Origin of the sequence: Nonomuraea sp. NPDC050536, assembly GCF_044457685.1 — a bacterium.
GTDB lineage: Bacteria > Actinomycetota > Actinomycetes > Streptosporangiales > Streptosporangiaceae > Nonomuraea.
In genome coordinates, this window is the sequence record NZ_JBITHD010000005.1 from 260,213 (window position 1) to 277,831 (window position 17,619).

Below are 17,619 nucleotides of genomic sequence, written 5' to 3' on the forward strand. Positions count from 1 at the left end.
GTCTTGGACGCCCGCGGCATCGCGGCGGCATCGTGGACGGCATGGAACTTAATGACCAGCGCATTGTCGTCCTCGGTGGCACCTCGGGCATCGGCCTGGCCACCGCCAAGCTCGCCGCCTCGCAGGGGGCCGAGGTCGTCGTGGTGTCCAGCCGCCCCGCCGGCGTGGCGCGGGCCGTGGCGGAGGTGCCCGCCGCCGGGCACGTGGCCGACCTGACGGATCCCGCCGCGGTGGAGGCCCTCTTCCGCGAGCTGGGCGCCTTCGACCACCTGGTGTACACCGCGGGGGAGCCGCTCCGGCTGATGCCTGTCGCCGACCTGGACCTGGCTAGCGCGAAGGACTTCTTCACCCTGCGCTTCTTCGGCGCGCTGTGGGCGGTGCACGCGGCCCTGCCGTACGTCAGAGAATCGATCACGCTCACCACCGGGACCGCCAAGGACCGGCCTGGGCCTGGCTGGGCGGTGGCGGCCGGGATCTGCGGCGCGATGGAGTCGCTGACCAAGGCCCTCGCGGTCGAGCTCGCGCCCATCCGGGTGAACGCGGTGGCGCCGGGCGTCGTGCGGTCGCCGCTGTGGTCCGCGATGCCCGACCCCGAGGCCTTCTTCGAGCAGGTCGGCGGGGCGATCCCGGCCGGGAGGGTGGGTGAGGTGGACGACATCGCCCGCGCCTACCTGTCGTTCGTCACCCAGCCCTTCGCCACGGGGGCGGTCCTGACTATCGACGGTGGAACGGTGCTCGTTTAGAATCCCGCTGATCATGGATGGATTAGTGGGCGCCGACGTCGGCGAAGACGGTTTAGTCACGCGGATTCGCATCGATCCGCGGGCCATGCGGCTGGGCTCGGGAGAGCTCGCCGAGCGGTTGCTCGGGGTGGTGCGCGCGGCGCAGCTGAGGCACGTGGCGCCACCCGCCCTCGACCCTGGCGACCTGTCCAGACGGCTGGACGAGCTGGAGGTCCAGGCGGCCCGCGACTTCGAGCACCTGACCGCGCTGCTCGACGACACGATCAGGAGGCTCGCGGACTGATGGAGATCATCATCGACGCCGCCGGGCGCGACGCCTCCGGGCGTTCGTTCGGCAGGCTGGCGGAGGAGTACGAACGGGGCCTGACCTGGTCGCAGGACGAGCCGTTGCCGTTCGAGGAGCTCGCAGGGCCGTACCGGGAGCTGCGTGACGGCCTGCGCCAGTCGTGCGAGCAGCTCACACGGACGCTGCGCCAGGTCGGTGACGGGCAGGTGCTCATGGCCGCGGTCAACGAACGGGTCGAGCAGGCGTGAACGGGCTAGCGCTGCTCGACGTCGCGCCGCTGCCCGGTGTTGCGGGCATCGACCGGCACATCGCGGAGCTGGAGCAGGCTGCCGCCCACCACAGGAGCCTGTCCGAGTCGGGCCGCGGCGCCCAGCTGCTGGCCGCCGGCAACAGCGGCCCCGCCAGCGACGCGCTGGACGCCCACCTGGCCGAGGCGAACGTGGCCGACCACCTCGCGGACCGCTTCTCCAGGACGGCCGGCGCCTTGCGCGTCACCAGGGGCGTGCTGGTGTGGGTCGAGGGCATGCTGGTGGGCCTGGGCGCGCTAGCCCTGGCCGTGGCCGTCCACCCCGAGCTGCTCGCCAAGCTCAGGACCATGGCCGCGAAGCTGGTCCACCGGCTCCGCGAGATCACCGCCCGCATCGGCGCGATCATGCGCGGCATGTCCAAGACCTTGACCAAGCGCAGGGTCGATCGAGTGGCGGCCCGCTTCCACGACGAGTGGCGTGCCGGGCGCCGGCTGCCGGACGGCACCTACGAGCCCAGGATGAAGACCACCACGGACCAGGCCTGGATCAAAAAGCACGGCACCGACCAGGTCGACATCGCCAACACCCGCTACCGCCACCTGCCCGCCGACTGGCAGCTGGAGAACCGGGAGTCGGCCCGCATCGGAGTCCAGCTGGTCGACGAGGCCCGCGCGAGCGGCGTCGACGTCCACAGCCCCGAGTTCATGGAGCAGTCCTCCTCGGTGGTGCACGACAAATGGCTGGGGCGCAACGGGGAGTGGGCCTCGACCGAGCAGAAGCTGCCCTACAACCTGCTCTCGGAGCCGGAGAAGCAAAAGGACAGGGACGTCATCCGCATGGTGCTCCAGCTCTGGTGGTGATCTAGCGCTTCCTGACCAGCGTCAGCCCGTCGGCCACCGGCAGGATGACCACGCTCACCCGCGGATCCTCCGCCACCAGGTCGTTGAACTCGCGCATGGCCACCGTGGTCGCCTCGTTGTGCGCCGGGTCGGCCACGTACCCGGTCCACAGCGTGTTGTCCACCATGAGCAGCCCGCCCGGGCGCAGCCTGCTGACCAGCAGCTCGTAGTAGGCCGGGTAGTTCGGCTTGTCGGCGTCGAGGAAGGCCAGGTCGATCCGCTGGTCGAAGGCCGCCAGCGTCTCCACCGCCGGCCCCAGGGTCAGCGTGACCCGGTCGGCCACCCCGGCCTTCTCCCAGTAGCGGCGGGCGATCGCCGTCCACTCCTCGCTCACGTCGAAGCAGTGCAGGCGGCCACCCGACAGCCCGCGCGCGATGCACAGCGAGGAGTATCCGGTGAACGTGCCCACCTCCACCGCCACCTCGGGCGCCACGAACTGGGTGATCATGGTGAGCAGCTGGCCCTGGTCCACCGAGATCTGCATGCCCGCGCTGTCGCCGGTCGCGGCGCGCGTCTCCTCCGCCAAGTCCTGCAGCAGGGTGTCGGGCTGGGTGGAGTGGTCGAGGATGTACTGGGCAACGGCCTCATCGAGCAGAAATGCCTTCATGAACCCCATTGTGTAGGGTCACCACGTTGACATCCTCCACCCGCCTGAAGGCGGGGGATTCCAACAGCAACTACCCCACGAGGAGGAGGTCGTGTTGAGGTTCGCGGTTCACGGGCCCGCCCAATGGCGTGCCTCCCCGCGCAGCCACCGTGTGCCCCACGGCGGTGTCTCGGATGTTCTTGGCCGCGTTAACGTCGGCGTTGTCTCGGTGCCCGCAGGCGACGCACAGGAAGAGGGCTTGGCTCTCGCGGCTCTCCCTGGCGATGTGCTTGCAGACGTTGCAGGTCTGCGACGAGTAACGCGGGTTGATCTTCTGGACGCGGCCGGGGGCCTTGTGCTCCAGTCGTTGGACAAGCTGACCCCAGCCCGCCGCCAGGATCGAACGGTTGAGCCCGGCCTTCTGCCGGACGTTGACCCCTGGCGCGTCGATCGTTCCCTTGGCCGAACGGGTCATGTTGGAGATCTTCAGGTCTTCGACGGCGATCACATCGAAACGCCTGGCCAGGTCAGTGCTGGTTTTCTCGACCCAATCCCTGCGCCGGTCCGTCTCGCGTGCTTTCAGCCGCGCAATCGCGGCCTTGACCCTGCCGCGCCGATTGGAGCCTCGATTGGCGCGGGCCAGCCTACGGAGCAGTCGGAGAAGGCGACGCTTCTCGCTCTCCCGCCGAGTGGGCGCGTTCAGCATCTGGCCCGTAGACAGCGCCGCGGACACGGTAACGCCCCGGTCCAATCCCACGATCTCACCCGTCCCGGGCGCGGGGATCGGCTCCGGGATGGCGGCGAGACCAAAATGCGCCACCGTTCCGGCCTTCCTCCCCGCCCTGAAGGACGGGGCCTCCAGCCTGCAGGTGCTCGGTGAGAACGAGGTTCTTGATCGCCGCCGTGTCGGCACTGGCCGTTCTCGGCATCGTCGCTCTCGCGGCGCCGGGAAGATCGGCCGGGGTGGTCGGGCTGGTGCGGCAGCAGGACGGCTCGATGGTGCTCGCCGCATCGCAGGGCAGCGCACCCGTCCTGGACCTCTACGAGGACTTCGACTGCCCGGTGTGTAAGGAGCTGCACAGCAGGGTCAACGGCACCGTGCTCAGGCTGGCCAGGGAGGGCAAGGTCAAGGTCGTCTTCCACACCGTGACGATCTTCCGAGACGAGCCGATGCGCTCCAACTCCATCCGCGCCGCCGCGGCCGCGCGCTGCGTCCCCGAGACGAGCTGGCTGGCCTTCCGCGACGAGCTGTACGGCATGCAGCCCGCACCCCACGGCGAGGCCTCGGGCTTCACCGTCGAGGAACTGGTCAAGGCCGCCCATCAGGCGGGCGCGACCGACGTGGACTCGTGCATCACCCGCCAGTCCTACGCCCAGGAGCACCTGGCGCAGTCGAACAGGATCCCGCTGGACGGCACGCCCACCGTCGTCCTGGACGGGCAGCAGCTCGGCGACGCCGCCTTCGACGCCGCCGCGCTCGAGCGGGCCATCACCGGCGGCCAGGGAACCACTGTCTGAAAGCTTTGCTGTCCACAACGTGAGATCGATGTGCCACATGGTGATTTCATGTGGCAGACTCGGTCGCACCATGTTCTACAGTCTGCTCATTATCGGCAGGCGCGCTGGCTGACAAGGGACAACGCCAGCGCGCAGACCTCTCACGTCCGTGAGGGGTCTTTTTCGTTTCTACAGGAGCTTGAGATGGCCGACGACAGATTCCACGTCTACGACACGACGCTGCGTGACGGCGCCCAGCAGGAGGGCCTCAACCTCACGGTGGCCGACAAGCTGGCGATCGCGCGTCATCTGGACGGGATGGGCGTCGGCTTCATCGAGGGGGGCTGGCCCGGCGCCAACCCCAAGGACACCGAGTTCTTCCGGCGGGCTCGAACCGAGCTCGACCTGAAGCACGCGCAACTAGCCGCGTTCGGCGCGACCCGCCGGGCCGGTGTGAAGGCCGCAGATGACCCTCTGGTAGCCGCCTTGCGCGAATCCGGCGCGCCGGTCGTGACCCTTGTCGCCAAGAGCCACGACCGGCACGTGGAGCTGGCCCTCCGCACGACTCTCCAGGAGAACCTCGCGATGATCCGCGATACGGTTTCTCACCTTCGTGCGGGGGGACAGCGAGTCTTCCTCGATGCCGAGCACTTCTTCGACGGTTACAAGTCCAACCCAGCCTACGCCCGTGAGGTGCTGCTCGCCGCGGCCGAGGCCGGAGCCGACGTCATCGCCCTGTGCGACACCAACGGCGGCATGCTGCCCGACGAGCTCGGCGAGGTCGTGCACGACGTCGCGCAGCTCGGCGCCCGGGTCGGCATCCACTGCCACGACGACACCGGCTGTGCCGTGGCCAACACCCTGGCCGCCGTCAGGGCCGGCGCCACGCACGTCCAGGGCTGCGCCAACGGGTACGGCGAGCGCTCGGGCAACGCCAACCTGTTCACCGTGGTGGCCAACCTGCAGCTCAAGCGCGGTTTCGACCTGGTGCCCCCGACGGCGCTCGCGGACATGACCCGCATCGCGCACGCCATCACCGAGGTCACCAACGTCACCCCCAACTCGCACGCGCCCTACGTCGGCACCTCCGCCTTCGCGCACAAGGCCGGCCTGCACGCCAGCGCCATCAAGGTCGACCCCAACCTCTACCAGCACATCGACCCCGCCGCCGTCGGCAACGACATGCGGATGCTCGTCTCGGACATGGCCGGGCGCGCCTCCGTCGAGCTCAAGGGCCGCGAGCTCGGCTACTCGCTGACGCCCGAGCACACCAAGACGCTGGTCGACCGCGTCAAGGACCTCGAGGCCCGCGGCTTCACCTTCGAGGCCGCCGACGCCTCCTTCGAGCTGCTGCTGCGCGACACCGTCCACGGCGAGCGCAAGCGCCACTTCGAGGTCGAGTCCTGGCGCGTCATCGTCGAGCGCACCAAGGGCGGCGAGCTCGTCAGCGAGGCGACGGTCAAGCTGCACGCCAAGGGGGAGCGCATCGTGGCCACCGGGGAGGGCAACGGCCCCGTCAACGCCCTCGACCGCGCGGTCCGCCTGGCGCTGGAGAAGCTCTATCCCGAGCTGGCCAAGCTGGAGCTCATCGACTACAAGGTCCGCATACTGGAGGGCACGCACGGCACGGACGCCATCACCCGCGTCCTCATCACCTCAAGCGACGACACCTCCGAGTGGGCCACGCTCGGCGTCGCCGAGAACATCATCGACGCCTCCTGGCAGGCTCTCGAGCAGGCGGTCACCTACGGCCTCCTGCGCGCCGGCCGCGAACCCTCCTAGCGTCCCGGGGCTCCCTCAGGGGAGCCCCCGCCAGCGTCGCTCAGGCCGGCGATGAGCAGGGCGATGAGGCGGTCGTAGGTTTCGTCGAGGTCCTCGGGGAGGCCGAAGGCGGATTCCGCTTCGAGGATGGCGAAGCCGTGGATGGCGGCCCGCAGGCATCGGGCAGCGTGGACCGCGGCCGAGTCGGTGAAGCCGTAGGCGCGCAGCGCCGCGAGGATGACGTCGATGATGCGGGATCCGGCCGCGATCGTGCCGGGCACGGGGGCCTGGATGATGGCGGTGTAGCGGTGCGGGTGGGCCAGGGCGTAGCGGCGCCAGGCCAGCATGAGCTCCCTGATCGCCTCGTCCGCCGACCGCCCGAGCACGGCCGCGCCGACCTGCTCCGCGAGCTCGCCCAGGATGCGTGACGACACCAGCTCCCGCAGTTCGGCCAGGTTGCGCACGTGCTTGTAGAGCGAGGGCGTGGCGACCCCGGCCTCGCCCGCCACGGCGGCCAGCGTGAGCGCGCCGGGCCCCGACGCGTCGACGATCCGCAACGCCACGTCCACGACCGCCTCAGCGGAGAGCGCCGCCCTAGCCACGTCCACCATCCTTGATCCGCGGGCTGCCGGAAGGTTCTGTCCTAGTCACGGTCACCGTCCTTGAGGAAGCGCAGGATGGCGTCGGCGACCTGGTCGGGGAACTGGGCGTGGGCGTAGTGGCCCGCACCTTCGATCATCTCGATCCTGCCCAGGCCGGCGGGCATCGCGGCGATGATGCCCTCGGCCTCCGCGCGCGGGTCGGACCAGTCGGGGTCGAGAGTCCCCTCGATGACGAGGGCGGGGCAGCGGAGGTCGGCCAGGCGGGCGCCCGCGTCCGTCGGGGCCGACATGCCCATCTTGGCGACGACGGCCATCCGGCCGGGACGGCGCAGGTCGGCATCGAGGCCGGCGATGCGCCCGGCGTAGGAGGCGGGCTTGGTGCCCGGGTAGGCGTGGTCGAGATAGCGCTTCCAGAGGCCGAGGCTGCGCAGCAGGCCGGTGCCCATCAGCAGCGTCATGCCCGTGCGGTAGCGGGCGTTGGAGAACAGCGCGCCCGCGTCCATCTTCTGCGCCCGGGTGAACGGGCTGATCTCGACGACGGCCGTGACCAGGCCGGGCTCCTGGGCGGCGGCGATCGTGGCGGCGCCGCCGGCGAAGGAGTGGCCGACCAGGACGGCGGGCCCGCCCAGGTGCCGCACCAGCGCCAGCAGGTCGCCGGCCGCGTCGGTGCGGGTGTAGGAGGCCCAGCCGGTGCTCGACTCGCCGTGGCCGCGCTGGTCCAGGCTCGCCACCCGGTATCCGGAGGCGGCCAGCCGGTCGGCCAGCTCGGCGAAGGCGGACCGGTTGTCACCCATCCCGTGGGCCAGGACGATCAGCGGGCCCTCGCCGATGACGTCGTACGCCAGCTGTCCGCCGTCGATGTTCAGCATCATGGCCGCCTCCAAGTGGCTAATGGCTATAACCAGAAAGCTAATGCCATTAGCCAGAAGCGTCAACCCCGGATTCTCAGAGGAGGTTGGCCGGCAGCTTCACGCCCTCCACGGAGACCTTGCCGCCCGAGCACGACACGCTGGGCGAGTCGCCGGGCACGATGACGGTGAGCAGGTCGCTCGCCTGCGGCGAGATCACCACGTTGGTCCGCTTCTTGGACAGGTACGCGGGCGAGACCCAGCCCAGCTTGCCGCCGCGCTCCACGCGCTGGCCCCCGATCGGCTTGCACCCGGACAGCTGCACCAGCGTGACGCGGAACTTGCCGTCGGACAGCACGACCCGGCCGCCGTCGTTGGAGACGACCTTCAGCGACGGGTCGAAGCGCCACAGGCTCTGGATCTTCTTGCCGCCCGCGGCGCTGTCGAGCACCGCCATGAAGTCCGCGCCGTGGTTGACCAGCACCGAACGGGTCCTGGCCGTGCCGTAGGCCTTGTCGGTGAACCGGAAGGCCTGGCGGTCCTTGCCGTAGGCGGTCTCGACGAGCTTGCTCGCCGTACGGGGCCTGAAGCGCTCGCCCACGACGACGGGGATGTTGTGCGCCGTGGGGCCGAGCGTCCAGTAGCGGTAGGCGCTCTTCTCGTAGGAGTTGAAGCCGCCGTCGACCAGGATGTCGCGGCCCTTGGCGTAGTAGGTGACGCCCAGGTGGTCCTCGTGGCCGTGGAACTTCATGGCGGGCCCGAAACGGATCGAGTAGAACGCCGACTCCGGCTTGTTCCACTCGGTGCGGCCGAAGACGTAGCCGGCCTTGTAGACCTTGACCGCGTCCTTCGGGGTGCCGGTGTCCATCTTCGGCTCGGTCTCGGCGTCGCCGTCGCCGATGGGCACCATGTAGCCGTTGGGCTGCGTGGCGTGGGCGACGAAGTCCTTGAGCGCGTCGGCGCGGTGGGCGATCTCGCCGGGCACCTTGCGCCCGCAGGCGCGCATGTTCTCCATCGCGACCTGCAGCCTGCCGTACACGTAGACCGCGTAGCGGGGCGCCTGTTCCATCAGCGCGCCCTGCGAGTCGATGTCCAGCTTCACGGTGCCGACCAGGCGCTTGGTGGCCAGGGCGGTCCAGTCGGACCGGCCGTAGCGGCAGCCGATGCCCATGAGCGCGATGTCCTGGTCCATCCCGTGGTTGTGGCCCTTCTTGTACAGCCGCGGGTCGGACAGGAGCTTGGCGTGCACCTGCAGGCTGTCCTTGAGCCAGCCGTCCTTGACGTGCATGCTCAGGCAGATCAGCGCCTGGGAGCGCAGCGAGACGGGGTGGTCCTTCCATACGTAGGGCTTGGTGCCGGCGGCGCCGCGCTTGTTGTGGTCCACCCAGTCCTTGGCGATCTCCTTGGCCCGGTCGAGGTACTGCTGCTCGCCGGTGTCCTCGTAGGCGACGACCAGCGTGCCCATCCAGCGCAGCGACTGGAAGACGAACTCCCACGAGCGGTTGTGGTACGGGCTCGCGCCCCAGTTGATCTTCTTGCCGAGCTTGTAGGACGGCAGCCCGACCAGCGAGATGTCGCCGCGCATGACGTCGTCGGCGGTCGGCGTGGCGGGCAGCCAGTCGCCCTGGCACTGGGCGGTGCGCTTCACGGCGCCCTGCTTCGTGTCGGCCTGGACGGGGCTCGTCGCGGCGCCGAGGGCCAGCACGAGGGCAAGGGGTATCGCGAGGCGGCGCACGCCGGTTCCTTCCGGATGAAAGATGAGAGCGAGACATGCTGACGGAATCCTGATCTACCGGTCAAGCCGGAATGCGCGATCGTTATGGCGTTTTCGCCGGTATTGTCGGGGGCTATGTCCCAGGTCCGCACGCACGCGATCTTCCTGGTGGCGCTGCTGGCGGGCCTGGCCCTGCGGTTCGTGGCGCTGCTGGGGTACCGGCCGGCGATCTGGTTCTGGGCGGACTCCTTCGCCTACCTGGGCGCCGCGCTCGACCCGCGGCCGCTGGAGTCGCGCACGTCGGGCTACTCGCTGTTCCTGTGGGCGCTCAAGCCGCTGTCCAGCCTGGAGCTGGTGGTCGTCGTCCAGCACCTGATGGGCCTGGCCGTCGGCGTGTTCATCTACCTGCTGCTGCGCCGGCTCACGACCCTGCCGGGCTGGGCGGCCACGCTGTTCGCGCTGCCGGCGCTGCTCGACGCCTTCCAGATCCAGCTCGAGCACCTGATCATGGCGGACCTGCTGTTCGTCTTCCTGGTGATGGCCGCGGTGACGCTGGTCCTGTGGCGGCGCCGCCCCACGGTGTGGATGGGCGCGTGCGCGGGCCTGCTGCTGGCCGCGGCCACGGTGACACGCACGATGGGGCTGCCGGTGATCGCGGTGGTTCTGGTCGGGCTGCTGCTGCGCCGCGCGGGCTGGCGGCCGCTCGTCGCGCTCGCCGCCGCCTGCGCCGTCCCGCTCGCCGGCTACGCCCTCTGGTTCCAGAGCGAGTACGGCCAGCTCGGGCTGAGCCGGGGCAACACGTTCCTGTGGGCGCGGACCATGACCTTCGCCGAGTGCGAGCCCGGGCACGGCCTGTGCCCCAAGGAGCCCCTGGGCCAGCGCAAGGCGCCGCCGGAGTACATCTGGGGCGCCGACTCGCCCATCAACCGGCTCGGCACCGACTCCGCCGGCAGGGACGCGGCCGCCGGAGCCGAGGCCAAGCGGATCATCCTGGCCCAGCCGCTGGACTTCCTGCTCACCGGGCTGGGGGACGTGGCACACGTGTTCACCTGGGACCGGTGGGTGTACCCGGTAGAGGGGCCGCAGAGCGCCTACGTCTTCCCCGAGCACCCGGCGCCCTTCAAGAAGGGACCCGCCTCCCAGGGCAGGACGGCCGCCGAGCTCACGACCGCCTACCAGGGCTTCACCGGCGAGGCGATGACCGTCGAGCCCTACGCCGGTCTGATCCGGAAATATCAGGAATTCGGGTTCCTGCGCGGGCCCTTCCTGGCCGTGCTGCTCGCGATCGGGCTGGCCGGGGTCGTGGCGCGCTGGCGGCGTCTCGGGGGAGCGGTGCTGCTGCCGTGGACGGTCGGCGTGGCCCTGCTGGTCGTGCCGGTGCTCATCGCCGCCTTCGACCACCGGTACGTGCTGCCCGCCGTACCGCTGATCTGCCTGGCCGCCGGGCTGGCCGTTGGCCGGAATATTGCGGAAGCGGACCACCCGGCCACTCGCGCTACCCCGCGACCTCACGACATGGTGGACGCATGACGCACTTCCCGGACACCCCTGCCTGCCGTACCGCCCTCGAGGTCGCGACCGAGTACCACACGCCGTCGCTGTTGAACCACTCCATCAGGGCCTACCTGTTCGCCGCCGCCTACGGGCGCGAGCACGGGATCGGGTTCGACGACGAGTTGCTGTTCGTGTCCTCGATGCTGCACGACATCGGGCTCACCCCGCAGTTCGACAGCCACACCGTGCCCTTCGAGGAGGCCGGCGGGCACGTGGCGTGGGTGTTCGGCGCGGGCGCCGGCTGGCCGGTCGAGCGCAGAGTGCGCGCCGCCGAGGTGATCATCCGCCACATGTGGGACGAGGTGCCCGTCGAGCAGGACCCCGAGGGGCACCTGCTCGAGCTGTCCACCGGGATGGACATCTCCGGCCGCCGCACCGACGAGATCCCCAGCGGGGTGCGCGCGGACGTGCTGGCGCGCTACCCGCGACTGGACATCGCCAAGGAGTTCACGGCCTGCGTCACCGACCAGGGGGCCCGCAAGCCCGACAGCGTGGCGGGCCGCTTCGTGCGCTCCGGCGTCGCCGAGCGCATCGCGGCCAACCCGCTGGACCGCTAGACCACCCGCCGTTGCGCGTGCTCCAGCGTCACCTGGGCCACCGCGGGCAGGTGCTCGGTCTCCAGCGTCGAGCGCATGCGCGGGATCGCCACGTCGGACAGCTGGGCCACGACCTGGCCCATCGGGGCCTGCTCGTCGGCCACCAGGTTGAGCCGTACCTCACCCGACTCGCCCAGGTTGGCGCTGGCCTTCAACACCGCTGGGCTGGCCGCCACGTCGGCGGCCACCGCCTGGGTGATGCCGTTCGAGGAGACGTTGGTCACCCCCGTGGGCCCCGACTCCAGCCGTATCATGCCGGTCGTGGCACGGCGGCCCTGGACCACCAGCCAGCGCAGGCCGAGGAGCGCCACGATCGCCGCGACCACCGCCACGCCCCACCAGGCCATCGGGTCGCGCAGCTGCGAGAGCAGGACCGGCTGGCGCAGTGGCGCCATCAGCCACAGCAGCACGCCCAGCACGCCGAGCACGACCAGCAGCACGCCGACCACGGTCAGGCCGATCCTGTTGCCGCGCGCCGTCCGCCGGTTCATGTCCGCTCCTTGAGGTTGACTCGCACCGCGAGCGGCGTCACGGGCTCCAGCGCCGCCATCCTGGTCAGCACGGCATCCCGTACGGCCTCCGTCACCTGCTCCTTCTCCGGCCCGGCGATGCGGCCGGTGACGGTCACCGTGGGCCCGCGGATCGAGGCGTGCGCCTCGTAGACCCCCGGCACCTGCTCGGCGGCATGCCCGAGGGCGCCGGCGAAGCTCTTGGCCCGCACCCCCACGATCAGCTCCGGATCGCCGGTGCGCACCGGAATCACGCTGGAACGCCCGGAACGGAACGCGGTCACCAGCAACGCCAGCCCGGCCAGGAGCATCAGCAGGGCCACGAGCAGGACGAGCGGGTTGCGCCACGGATTGGTGGCGGCCCAGCCGTACAGCCTGAGGTAGGAGACCACCGGGCGGTTGAGCAGCGCCGAGACGACCTCGACGGCCACCAGCACGCCCACCACCGTGATCAGCAGCGCGACCACCGAGGACAGGACCGTCCGCGACGGGCGGAACGCCTTCAGCGCCGCCTTGTCTGCCGGTGTGGCGTTCATGAGGGATGCTCCGTGTTGATCGTCACGTCCACCCGCGAGACCGACAGTCCCGTGAGCTGGGCCACCCGGTGAGCCACGTAATCCCTGATCTGCGCCGAGAGCTCGCGCAGCGGCGCCGGGTAGGCCACGGTCACCGCCAGGCGGATCGCGATCACGTCGCCGGCGACCTTCGCATCCGAGGTGGGCGACCACGGCAGCCCGCCGGCCTCGACCCGCAGCACCGCCGGCAGCTCGGCCGCGCTCTGGACGGCGATCCGGGTGGCCACCCGGTCCGCGATCCGCGTGCGCCCGCGCTGCCCGACGGCGGCGGTGGTCATCGTCTCTTCGCGGTGAGGTTGGGCAGAGTGATCTCACCGCCCTGCAGAATCCGGCCGACCAGGAGCCCGACGGCCCCCAGGACGAGCACCAGCAGGAACGCCCCGAGCCCGCCGAAGGCCCCGGCCAGCCCGAGCACGATGCCCACGGCCATGCAGATCAGCGGCAGTACTGCGCTGTTGTTCATCACGCCTCCCTCACTGGACCCGGGGTTGGGGCTGATCTGAGGTCTCGGTCTTCTCTCCCGGCAGGTGCACGTCGTCGACCTTAATGTTGACCTCGGTCACCTCCAGGCCGCACATCCGCTCGACCTCGGCGATGACCCTGGCGCGTACGGCTGCCGCCATCTCCGGGATCGCGGTGCCGTACTCGACGACCAGGGCCAGGTCGCACGCGGCCTGGCGCTCGCCCACCTCGACGGAGACGCCCTGGGCGACGCTCTTCTCCGCGCCCACCATGCCGCGCATCACGCCCAGCGCTCTGGCGGTGCCGGCACCCATGGCGTACACGCCGTCCACCTCACGCGCGGCCAGCCCGGCGATCTTGGCGACGACGGCGTCGTCGATGGTGGTCGAGCCCTTCTCGCTCTTGAGCGCTGCGGTTTCCTGGGTCCTCTGCCCCGGGACCGCCGGCGCTTGCTCTTTGACGCTTGGGTCCGCCACGATCCGTCACCCCCGACGTTCGCTGAGTCACTATGCTCGGGACAATTACCGCCAATTCAGGAAAAATGCGCCTGAAGACGCACTCTATAGACGCTTGTGGGGCATTCCTGACTCAGCCGCATCGTCGCGTCGACACGGGCCCCTCGCTCGTGCGTCCCGCCCACGCCACGGGCTCCAACTCCTCGGCCGTGAGCGCGAACCCCATGGGGGACCCTGGTGACTTCCTTTTCGCACCTCTATGGCATGCGGTGGGAGGTTGGGGACGGCGAATTGGATTGGACGCCAGCGATAGCCTTGTCACGTGCGTATAGCTAGGTTCTCCACAGGCGAAGGCGTGTCGTTCGGCGTCGTCGAGGGCGGCTCGGGCGAGGAATTCATCTCCACGATCTCCGGCCACCCGTTCGGGCAGGTGCAGTTCACCGGCGAGCGGCAACCGCTCAGCCAGGTGCGGCTGCTGGCCCCGATGCTGCCGAGCAAGGTCGTCGCCATCGGCAGGAACTACGCCGACCACGCCAAGGAGCTGGGCAACGAGGTCCCCGAAGAGCCGCTCATCTTCCTCAAGCCGTCGACCTCCGTGATCGGCCACGGCGAGGCGATCGCCTATCCGGCGCTGTCCGACCGGGTCGACTTCGAGGGCGAGCTGGCCGTGGTGATCGGGCGGCTGTGCCGCGAGGTGCCGGTCGATCGGGTAAAGGACGTGATCTTCGGCTACACCTGCGCCAACGACGTCACGGCGCGCGACCTGCAGAAGAAGGACGTCCAGTTCACCCGGGCCAAGAGCTTCGACACCTTCTGCCCGCTAGGCCCGTGGATCCAGACCGACCTCGACCCGAGCGACCTGGCGCTGACGACCACGGTCAACGGCGAGGTACGGCAGAGCACTCGCACCAGCCAGCTCATCAACGACATCCCCGCGCTCGTGGCATACGTGAGCGCGGTCATGACGCTGATCCCCGGCGACGTGATCCTCACCGGCACCCCGGCGGGCGTGGGCCCGCTGGAGGTCGGCGACGAGGTCAGCGTCGGCATCGAGGGCATCGGCACCCTGACGAACAAGGTGGTCTCCCGTGACTGATCTCCGGGTGCGTTTCGCCCCGTCCCCGACCGGCATGTTCCATGTGGGTGGCGCCCGCACGGCGCTGTTCAACTGGGCCATGGCCGAGCAGTCCGGCGGCCAGTTCGTGCTGCGCATCGAGGACACCGACGTCAGCCGGAACAAGCCGGAGTGGACCGAGGGCATCATCTCGGCGCTCGACTGGATCGGCATCAACGGCTCGAACCCGGTCTTCGAGGGACCTTACTTCCAGTCCGCTTTCGAGCCGCAGCACCGTGAGGCCGTGGCCAAGCTGCTGGCCGACGGCCGCGCCTACTACTGCGACTGCACCAGGGAGGACCTGGTCGCCAGGACGGGCTCGGAGCACAAGGGCTACGACGGCTACTGCCGTGACCGCGGCCTGGCCGAGGGCGCGGTCCGCTTCCGCACCCCCGACGAGGGCATCACGGTGGTCGACGACGTGATCCGCGGCCGGGTCGAGTTCCCCAACGAGGCCCAGGAAGACTTCGTCATCGCCCGCACCAACGGCACGCCGCTGTACGTGCTGGCCAACGCCGTCGACGACATCACCCAGAACATCACCCATGTCGTGCGCGGCGAGGAGCACCTGGGCAACGCCGCCAAGCAGCAGCTGCTCTGGCCCGCGCTCGGCGCCACCCCGCCGGTCTGGGCGCACCTGCCGGTGATCGTCAACGAGCAGCGCAAGAAGCTGTCCAAGCGCCGCGACAAGGTCGCCCTGGAGGACTACCGCGCCGAGGGCTACCTGGCCGAGGCCATGGTCAACTACCTGATGCTGCTGGGCTGGGGCCCGGGCGACGACCGCGAGATCCTGCCGTGGTCGGAGATGATGCCGCTGTTCAAGCTGGACAACGTCAACTCCGCCAGCGCGTTCTTCGACGAGAAGAAGCTGCGCGCCTTCAACGGCGAGTACATCCGCGCGCTGCCCGCCGAGGTGTTCGAGGAGCGCTGCGCGCCCTACCTCGACCCGTTGTGGGACCTGGAGACCTTCAGCAAGGTCGCGCCGCTGGCCCAGACCCGCCTCACGGTCCTGTCGGAGATCAGGCAGAACGTCGACTTCCTCTTCCTCGACCAGCCCGTCTTCGACCAGGCCTCCTGGGACAAGGCGATGAAGAGCTCGGCGGAGGAGATCCTTTCCGGCTACCTGGCCAAGCTCGAGATCGTCAGCTGGGACACCGAGTCGCTCAAGGAGTCGCTCGAGGAGGTCGGCAACGCGCAGGGGCTCAAGCTCGGCAAGGCACAGGCACCGGTCCGGGTGGCCATCACCGGCCGGACGGTGGGGCTGCCGCTGTTCGAGTCGATCGAGGTCCTCGGCCGGGAGCGGTCGCAGGAGCGGATCCGCGCCGCGCTAGCACGCCTGCGAGGCTGACGACGGCGCCCGCCGCCGACGCCAGCCACACCCCGGTGACGCCGATCCGGGCGCTCAGCAGATAGGCCAGGGGCAGCTGTACGGCGAAGCCGGCCAGCGTGGCCGCGAGCAGCCGGCCGCCCCTGCCGTCGGCCTGCATGCGCCCGCCCACGGCGATCAGCCCGCCGAACGGCACCAAGTAGAGCGCCATCCACCGCAGGTAGCTCACCGCGGCCTCGGGGTCCGCGGTGAACAACCCAGCAGCCGGTACGGCGAGCAGGTTCAATCCCGCGGCGACCACCACCCCCGCTCCCAGCCCGAGCCACAGCGGCGACCCGGAGGCCTGGGAGCGGGCGGTCTGGATCATGGCCGCCTGCTTGAGTGCGTAGAACGCCATCACGCCCGCCAGCATGATCTTCTGCCCGATGCCGAACCCGGCCAGCGCGGCGGTGCCGAAGGAAGCCACCAGCCCGGTCTGCAGCCACCCCACGATGTCGCGTGCCAGGAAATCTCCGGACATGGGCAGTCCGGCCTTCATGATGTTTCCGGCATTCTCCAGCATCGCTTCGGCGGAGGACCTGTGCCCTGTGGTGCGGGCTCCGGGCCGCGTCGCTTCGGCTGAGGACCCGTTGTGGGCTCCGGGCCGCGTCAGCCGTACCAGCGTCCGACAGGAGACCGCGAGCGTGATCGCGCGGGCCGCCAGCGTGGCCCAGGCGGCGCCGTTCACTCCGAGGCCGAGCCCGTAGATGCACAGCGGGTCCAGCGCGATGACCAGCGCGTTGCAGATCAGCGCGTTGCGCATCGGGATCCGGGTGTTGCCGAGGCCCTTGACGATGCCGTCGGCCACCGTCTGGGCGAAGTACACGGGCAGCCCGCCGAGCGAGATCAGCAGGAACCCCTCGGCGTGCGTGCCCAGCGCCAGTACATGCCGCAGCAGCAGCGCCGGGATCACGATCACCGCCGACGCCGCGGCCCACAGCGCCCAGCCGGACCTGATCGCCGGGCCCAGGGGAGCGCGGCCGTCGAGGCGGCCCACCACGACCGTCAGGCCGAAGGGGATGGCCAGGAACACCCCGTAGGCCAGGTACTCCAGCGTGGTGGCCACGGTGACCGTGGCGATCGCCTCCGGGCCGAGCCCGGACACCCACAGCAGGTCGATCACGCTCACCGCCACCACGGCCGTGAGCAACTCCACATAGACCGGCAGAGCCAACCGGATCATGATTTTTACCTCGTTTCGCTATATATCGTTTAGATGTATAGCGATACGATGCGCCCATGGCAAGTGGCGGTGACCTGACTCTCACCATCCTGGGGTTCCTGAACGAGCGGCCGATGCACGGCTACGAGCTCAAGACCAGGCTCAACGCGCTGAGCGGCCACTTGCGGCCGCTCAGCGACGGCGCGCTCTATCCGGCGGTCGCCCGCCTGGAGGCCAAGGGGCTGGTCGAGCGGCACGAGGAGGAGGGCGCGGCGGCGGCGCGCAGGCTGGTGATCACGCTCACGGGCAAGGGCCGCGAGGAGCTGACGAACCGGCTCAGGGAGCCGCCGGACCTGGACGTCAGCGACCAGAGCCGGTTCTTCGCGTTGCTGACGTTCCTGTCGGTGCTGCCGGAGCAGGAGCAGGCGGCGGTGCTGCGCCGCCGGCTCGACTTCCTGAGCGCACCCGCCAGCTTCTTCTACGAGGGCGACCGCCCGGTCAGGGCCGAGGACGAACCCGACCCCAACCGGCGCGGCATGCTACTCATCGCCCGAGCCACCGGCACCGCAGAACGCGCCTGGCTCGAGGACCGCCTGACCCAGCTGGAATCACCCCACGCCCCGACCCCCCAGTAGCCCCTGT

Annotated in this window: 22 protein-coding genes; 11 read left to right on the forward strand and 11 right to left on the reverse strand. The window is 70.0% G+C overall.

Going from position 1 to position 17,619, the window contains the following annotated elements; translation table 11 throughout:
* The first annotated feature begins 41 nt into the window (after positions 1–41).
* Genes ACIBHX_RS17160 through ACIBHX_RS17175 form a run of 4 tightly spaced genes read left to right on the forward strand, consistent with a single transcriptional unit; the run spans position 42 to position 2,137 of the window.
* Entirely contained in the window at positions 42–743 is a 702-nt protein-coding gene (locus ACIBHX_RS17160; RefSeq protein WP_397068059.1) for an SDR family oxidoreductase, read from the forward strand.
* Between the two features lie 13 nt (positions 744–756).
* The gene (locus tag ACIBHX_RS17165; RefSeq protein WP_397068060.1) at positions 757–1,026 is read left to right on the forward strand and encodes a hypothetical protein; all 270 of its coding nucleotides are present in this window, start codon (positions 757–759) and stop codon (positions 1,024–1,026) included.
* On the forward strand, positions 1,026–1,277 hold the full coding sequence (locus tag ACIBHX_RS17170; RefSeq protein ID WP_397068061.1) for a hypothetical protein: 252 nt from the start codon (positions 1,026–1,028) through the stop codon (positions 1,275–1,277). The genes ACIBHX_RS17165 and ACIBHX_RS17170 overlap by 1 nt, the downstream gene beginning before the upstream one ends.
* The gene (locus tag ACIBHX_RS17175) at positions 1,274–2,137 is read left to right on the forward strand and encodes a hypothetical protein (protein ID WP_397068062.1); all 864 of its coding nucleotides are present in this window, start codon (positions 1,274–1,276) and stop codon (positions 2,135–2,137) included. Before ACIBHX_RS17170 ends, ACIBHX_RS17175 begins: the two co-directional genes overlap by 4 nt.
* Before the next feature lies 1 nt (position 2,138).
* On the opposite strand, the gene ACIBHX_RS17180 is transcribed toward ACIBHX_RS17175, so the two are convergent.
* Complete coding sequence (locus tag ACIBHX_RS17180) at positions 2,139–2,783, reverse strand: O-methyltransferase (protein WP_397068063.1); 645 nt, start codon at positions 2,781–2,783, stop codon at positions 2,139–2,141.
* A 70-nt stretch (positions 2,784–2,853) separates the two neighbouring features.
* Positions 2,854–3,582, reverse strand: coding sequence for an RNA-guided endonuclease InsQ/TnpB family protein (locus ACIBHX_RS17185; RefSeq protein ID WP_397068064.1), 729 nt, complete (start codon positions 3,580–3,582; stop codon positions 2,854–2,856).
* A 56-nt stretch (positions 3,583–3,638) separates the two neighbouring features.
* Here ACIBHX_RS17185 and ACIBHX_RS17190 point away from each other — a divergent pair, with 56 nt between their 5' ends.
* The gene (locus ACIBHX_RS17190) at positions 3,639–4,280 is read left to right on the forward strand and encodes a DsbA family protein (RefSeq protein ID WP_397068065.1); all 642 of its coding nucleotides are present in this window, start codon (positions 3,639–3,641) and stop codon (positions 4,278–4,280) included.
* Positions 4,281–4,463: 183 nt separating this feature from the next.
* On the forward strand, positions 4,464–6,041 hold the full coding sequence (cimA, locus tag ACIBHX_RS17195; RefSeq protein ID WP_397068066.1) for a citramalate synthase: 1,578 nt from the start codon (positions 4,464–4,466) through the stop codon (positions 6,039–6,041).
* Here cimA and ACIBHX_RS17200 read toward each other — a convergent pair.
* The 3 genes from ACIBHX_RS17200 to ACIBHX_RS17210 form a co-directional block, all read right to left on the reverse strand.
* The gene (locus ACIBHX_RS17200) at positions 6,038–6,622 is read right to left on the reverse strand and encodes a TetR/AcrR family transcriptional regulator (RefSeq protein ID WP_397068067.1); all 585 of its coding nucleotides are present in this window, start codon (positions 6,620–6,622) and stop codon (positions 6,038–6,040) included. The two genes, cimA and ACIBHX_RS17200, sit on opposite strands and share 4 nt — an antisense overlap.
* Positions 6,623–6,663: 41 nt before the next feature.
* Entirely contained in the window at positions 6,664–7,494 is an 831-nt protein-coding gene (locus ACIBHX_RS17205) for an alpha/beta fold hydrolase (RefSeq protein ID WP_397068068.1), read from the reverse strand.
* 73 nt (positions 7,495–7,567) lie between these two features.
* Positions 7,568–9,205 carry a heparinase II/III family protein gene (locus tag ACIBHX_RS17210; RefSeq protein ID WP_397068069.1) on the reverse strand — a complete coding sequence of 546 codons (1,638 nt, stop codon included), beginning with the start codon at positions 9,203–9,205 and terminating at the stop codon, positions 7,568–7,570.
* Between the two features lie 114 nt (positions 9,206–9,319).
* Here ACIBHX_RS17210 and ACIBHX_RS17215 point away from each other — a divergent pair, with 114 nt between their 5' ends.
* Both ACIBHX_RS17215 and ACIBHX_RS17220 read left to right on the forward strand, forming a co-directional pair.
* Positions 9,320–10,714 carry a hypothetical protein gene (locus tag ACIBHX_RS17215; RefSeq protein ID WP_397068070.1) on the forward strand — a complete coding sequence of 465 codons (1,395 nt, stop codon included), beginning with the start codon at positions 9,320–9,322 and terminating at the stop codon, positions 10,712–10,714.
* Positions 10,711–11,295 (forward strand): HD domain-containing protein, encoded by a 585-nt coding sequence (locus tag ACIBHX_RS17220; RefSeq protein WP_397068071.1) that lies wholly within the window; start codon positions 10,711–10,713, stop codon positions 11,293–11,295. The genes ACIBHX_RS17215 and ACIBHX_RS17220 overlap by 4 nt, the downstream gene beginning before the upstream one ends.
* Here the strand turns inward: ACIBHX_RS17220 and ACIBHX_RS17225 are convergent.
* From ACIBHX_RS17225 to ACIBHX_RS17245, 5 genes are read right to left on the reverse strand one after another with little or no spacing between them, the layout of a single operon-like run.
* On the reverse strand, positions 11,292–11,825 hold the full coding sequence (locus tag ACIBHX_RS17225; RefSeq protein ID WP_397068072.1) for a hypothetical protein: 534 nt from the start codon (positions 11,823–11,825) through the stop codon (positions 11,292–11,294). The genes ACIBHX_RS17220 and ACIBHX_RS17225 overlap by 4 nt on opposite strands.
* On the reverse strand, positions 11,822–12,379 hold the full coding sequence (locus ACIBHX_RS17230; RefSeq protein WP_397068073.1) for a DUF6286 domain-containing protein: 558 nt from the start codon (positions 12,377–12,379) through the stop codon (positions 11,822–11,824). Before ACIBHX_RS17230 ends, ACIBHX_RS17225 begins: the two co-directional genes overlap by 4 nt.
* On the reverse strand, positions 12,376–12,696 hold the full coding sequence (locus ACIBHX_RS17235; protein WP_397068074.1) for an Asp23/Gls24 family envelope stress response protein: 321 nt from the start codon (positions 12,694–12,696) through the stop codon (positions 12,376–12,378). Before ACIBHX_RS17235 ends, ACIBHX_RS17230 begins: the two co-directional genes overlap by 4 nt.
* Positions 12,693–12,881, reverse strand: a complete 189-nt coding sequence (locus ACIBHX_RS17240; protein WP_397068075.1) for a hypothetical protein — start codon at positions 12,879–12,881, stop codon at positions 12,693–12,695. The genes ACIBHX_RS17235 and ACIBHX_RS17240 overlap by 4 nt, the downstream gene beginning before the upstream one ends.
* A gap of 10 nt (positions 12,882–12,891) precedes the next feature.
* Positions 12,892–13,356, reverse strand: coding sequence for an Asp23/Gls24 family envelope stress response protein (locus tag ACIBHX_RS17245; RefSeq protein WP_397068076.1), 465 nt, complete (start codon positions 13,354–13,356; stop codon positions 12,892–12,894).
* A 301-nt stretch (positions 13,357–13,657) separates the two neighbouring features.
* Here ACIBHX_RS17245 and ACIBHX_RS17250 point away from each other — a divergent pair, with 301 nt between their 5' ends.
* Together ACIBHX_RS17250 and gltX are read left to right on the forward strand one after the other, a co-directional pair.
* The gene (locus tag ACIBHX_RS17250) at positions 13,658–14,431 is read left to right on the forward strand and encodes a fumarylacetoacetate hydrolase family protein (protein WP_397068077.1); all 774 of its coding nucleotides are present in this window, start codon (positions 13,658–13,660) and stop codon (positions 14,429–14,431) included.
* Positions 14,432–14,465: 34 nt separating this feature from the next.
* Complete coding sequence (gltX, locus tag ACIBHX_RS17255; protein WP_397068333.1) at positions 14,466–15,797, forward strand: glutamate--tRNA ligase; 1,332 nt, start codon at positions 14,466–14,468, stop codon at positions 15,795–15,797.
* On the opposite strand, the gene ACIBHX_RS17260 is transcribed toward gltX, so the two are convergent.
* Positions 15,691–16,998 (reverse strand): MATE family efflux transporter, encoded by a 1,308-nt coding sequence (locus ACIBHX_RS17260; RefSeq protein ID WP_397068078.1) that lies wholly within the window; start codon positions 16,996–16,998, stop codon positions 15,691–15,693. The genes gltX and ACIBHX_RS17260 overlap by 107 nt on opposite strands.
* 56 nt (positions 16,999–17,054) lie before the next feature.
* On the opposite strand from ACIBHX_RS17260, the gene ACIBHX_RS17265 reads away from it, so the two are divergent.
* Positions 17,055–17,612, forward strand: a complete 558-nt coding sequence (locus tag ACIBHX_RS17265) for a PadR family transcriptional regulator (RefSeq protein WP_397068079.1) — start codon at positions 17,055–17,057, stop codon at positions 17,610–17,612.
* Positions 17,613–17,619: the final 7 nt, after the last annotated feature.

Bases quoted from the DNA above. Each gene is read 5' to 3' on its own strand.
- ACIBHX_RS17160 (WP_397068059.1), top strand. From the start codon at position 42: ATGGAACTTAATGACCAGCGCATTGTCGTCCTCGGTGGCACCTCGGGC.
- ACIBHX_RS17165 (WP_397068060.1), top strand. From the start codon at position 757: ATGGATGGATTAGTGGGCGCCGACGTCGGCGAAGACGGTTTAGTCACG.
- ACIBHX_RS17170 (WP_397068061.1), top strand. From the start codon at position 1,026: ATGGAGATCATCATCGACGCCGCCGGGCGCGACGCCTCCGGGCGTTCG.
- ACIBHX_RS17180 (WP_397068063.1), bottom strand. From the start codon at position 2,783: ATGAAGGCATTTCTGCTCGATGAGGCCGTTGCCCAGTACATCCTCGAC.
- cimA (WP_397068066.1), top strand. From the start codon at position 4,464: ATGGCCGACGACAGATTCCACGTCTACGACACGACGCTGCGTGACGGC.
- ACIBHX_RS17205 (WP_397068068.1), bottom strand. From the start codon at position 7,494: ATGATGCTGAACATCGACGGCGGACAGCTGGCGTACGACGTCATCGGC.
- ACIBHX_RS17215 (WP_397068070.1), top strand. From the start codon at position 9,320: ATGTCCCAGGTCCGCACGCACGCGATCTTCCTGGTGGCGCTGCTGGCG.
- ACIBHX_RS17220 (WP_397068071.1), top strand. From the start codon at position 10,711: ATGACGCACTTCCCGGACACCCCTGCCTGCCGTACCGCCCTCGAGGTC.
- ACIBHX_RS17225 (WP_397068072.1), bottom strand. From the start codon at position 11,825: ATGAACCGGCGGACGGCGCGCGGCAACAGGATCGGCCTGACCGTGGTC.
- ACIBHX_RS17230 (WP_397068073.1), bottom strand. From the start codon at position 12,379: ATGAACGCCACACCGGCAGACAAGGCGGCGCTGAAGGCGTTCCGCCCG.
- ACIBHX_RS17235 (WP_397068074.1), bottom strand. From the start codon at position 12,696: ATGACCACCGCCGCCGTCGGGCAGCGCGGGCGCACGCGGATCGCGGAC.
- ACIBHX_RS17240 (WP_397068075.1), bottom strand. From the start codon at position 12,881: ATGAACAACAGCGCAGTACTGCCGCTGATCTGCATGGCCGTGGGCATC.
- gltX (WP_397068333.1), top strand. From the start codon at position 14,466: ATGTTCCATGTGGGTGGCGCCCGCACGGCGCTGTTCAACTGGGCCATG.
- ACIBHX_RS17260 (WP_397068078.1), bottom strand. From the start codon at position 16,998: ATGATCCGGTTGGCTCTGCCGGTCTATGTGGAGTTGCTCACGGCCGTG.
- ACIBHX_RS17265 (WP_397068079.1), top strand. From the start codon at position 17,055: ATGGCAAGTGGCGGTGACCTGACTCTCACCATCCTGGGGTTCCTGAAC.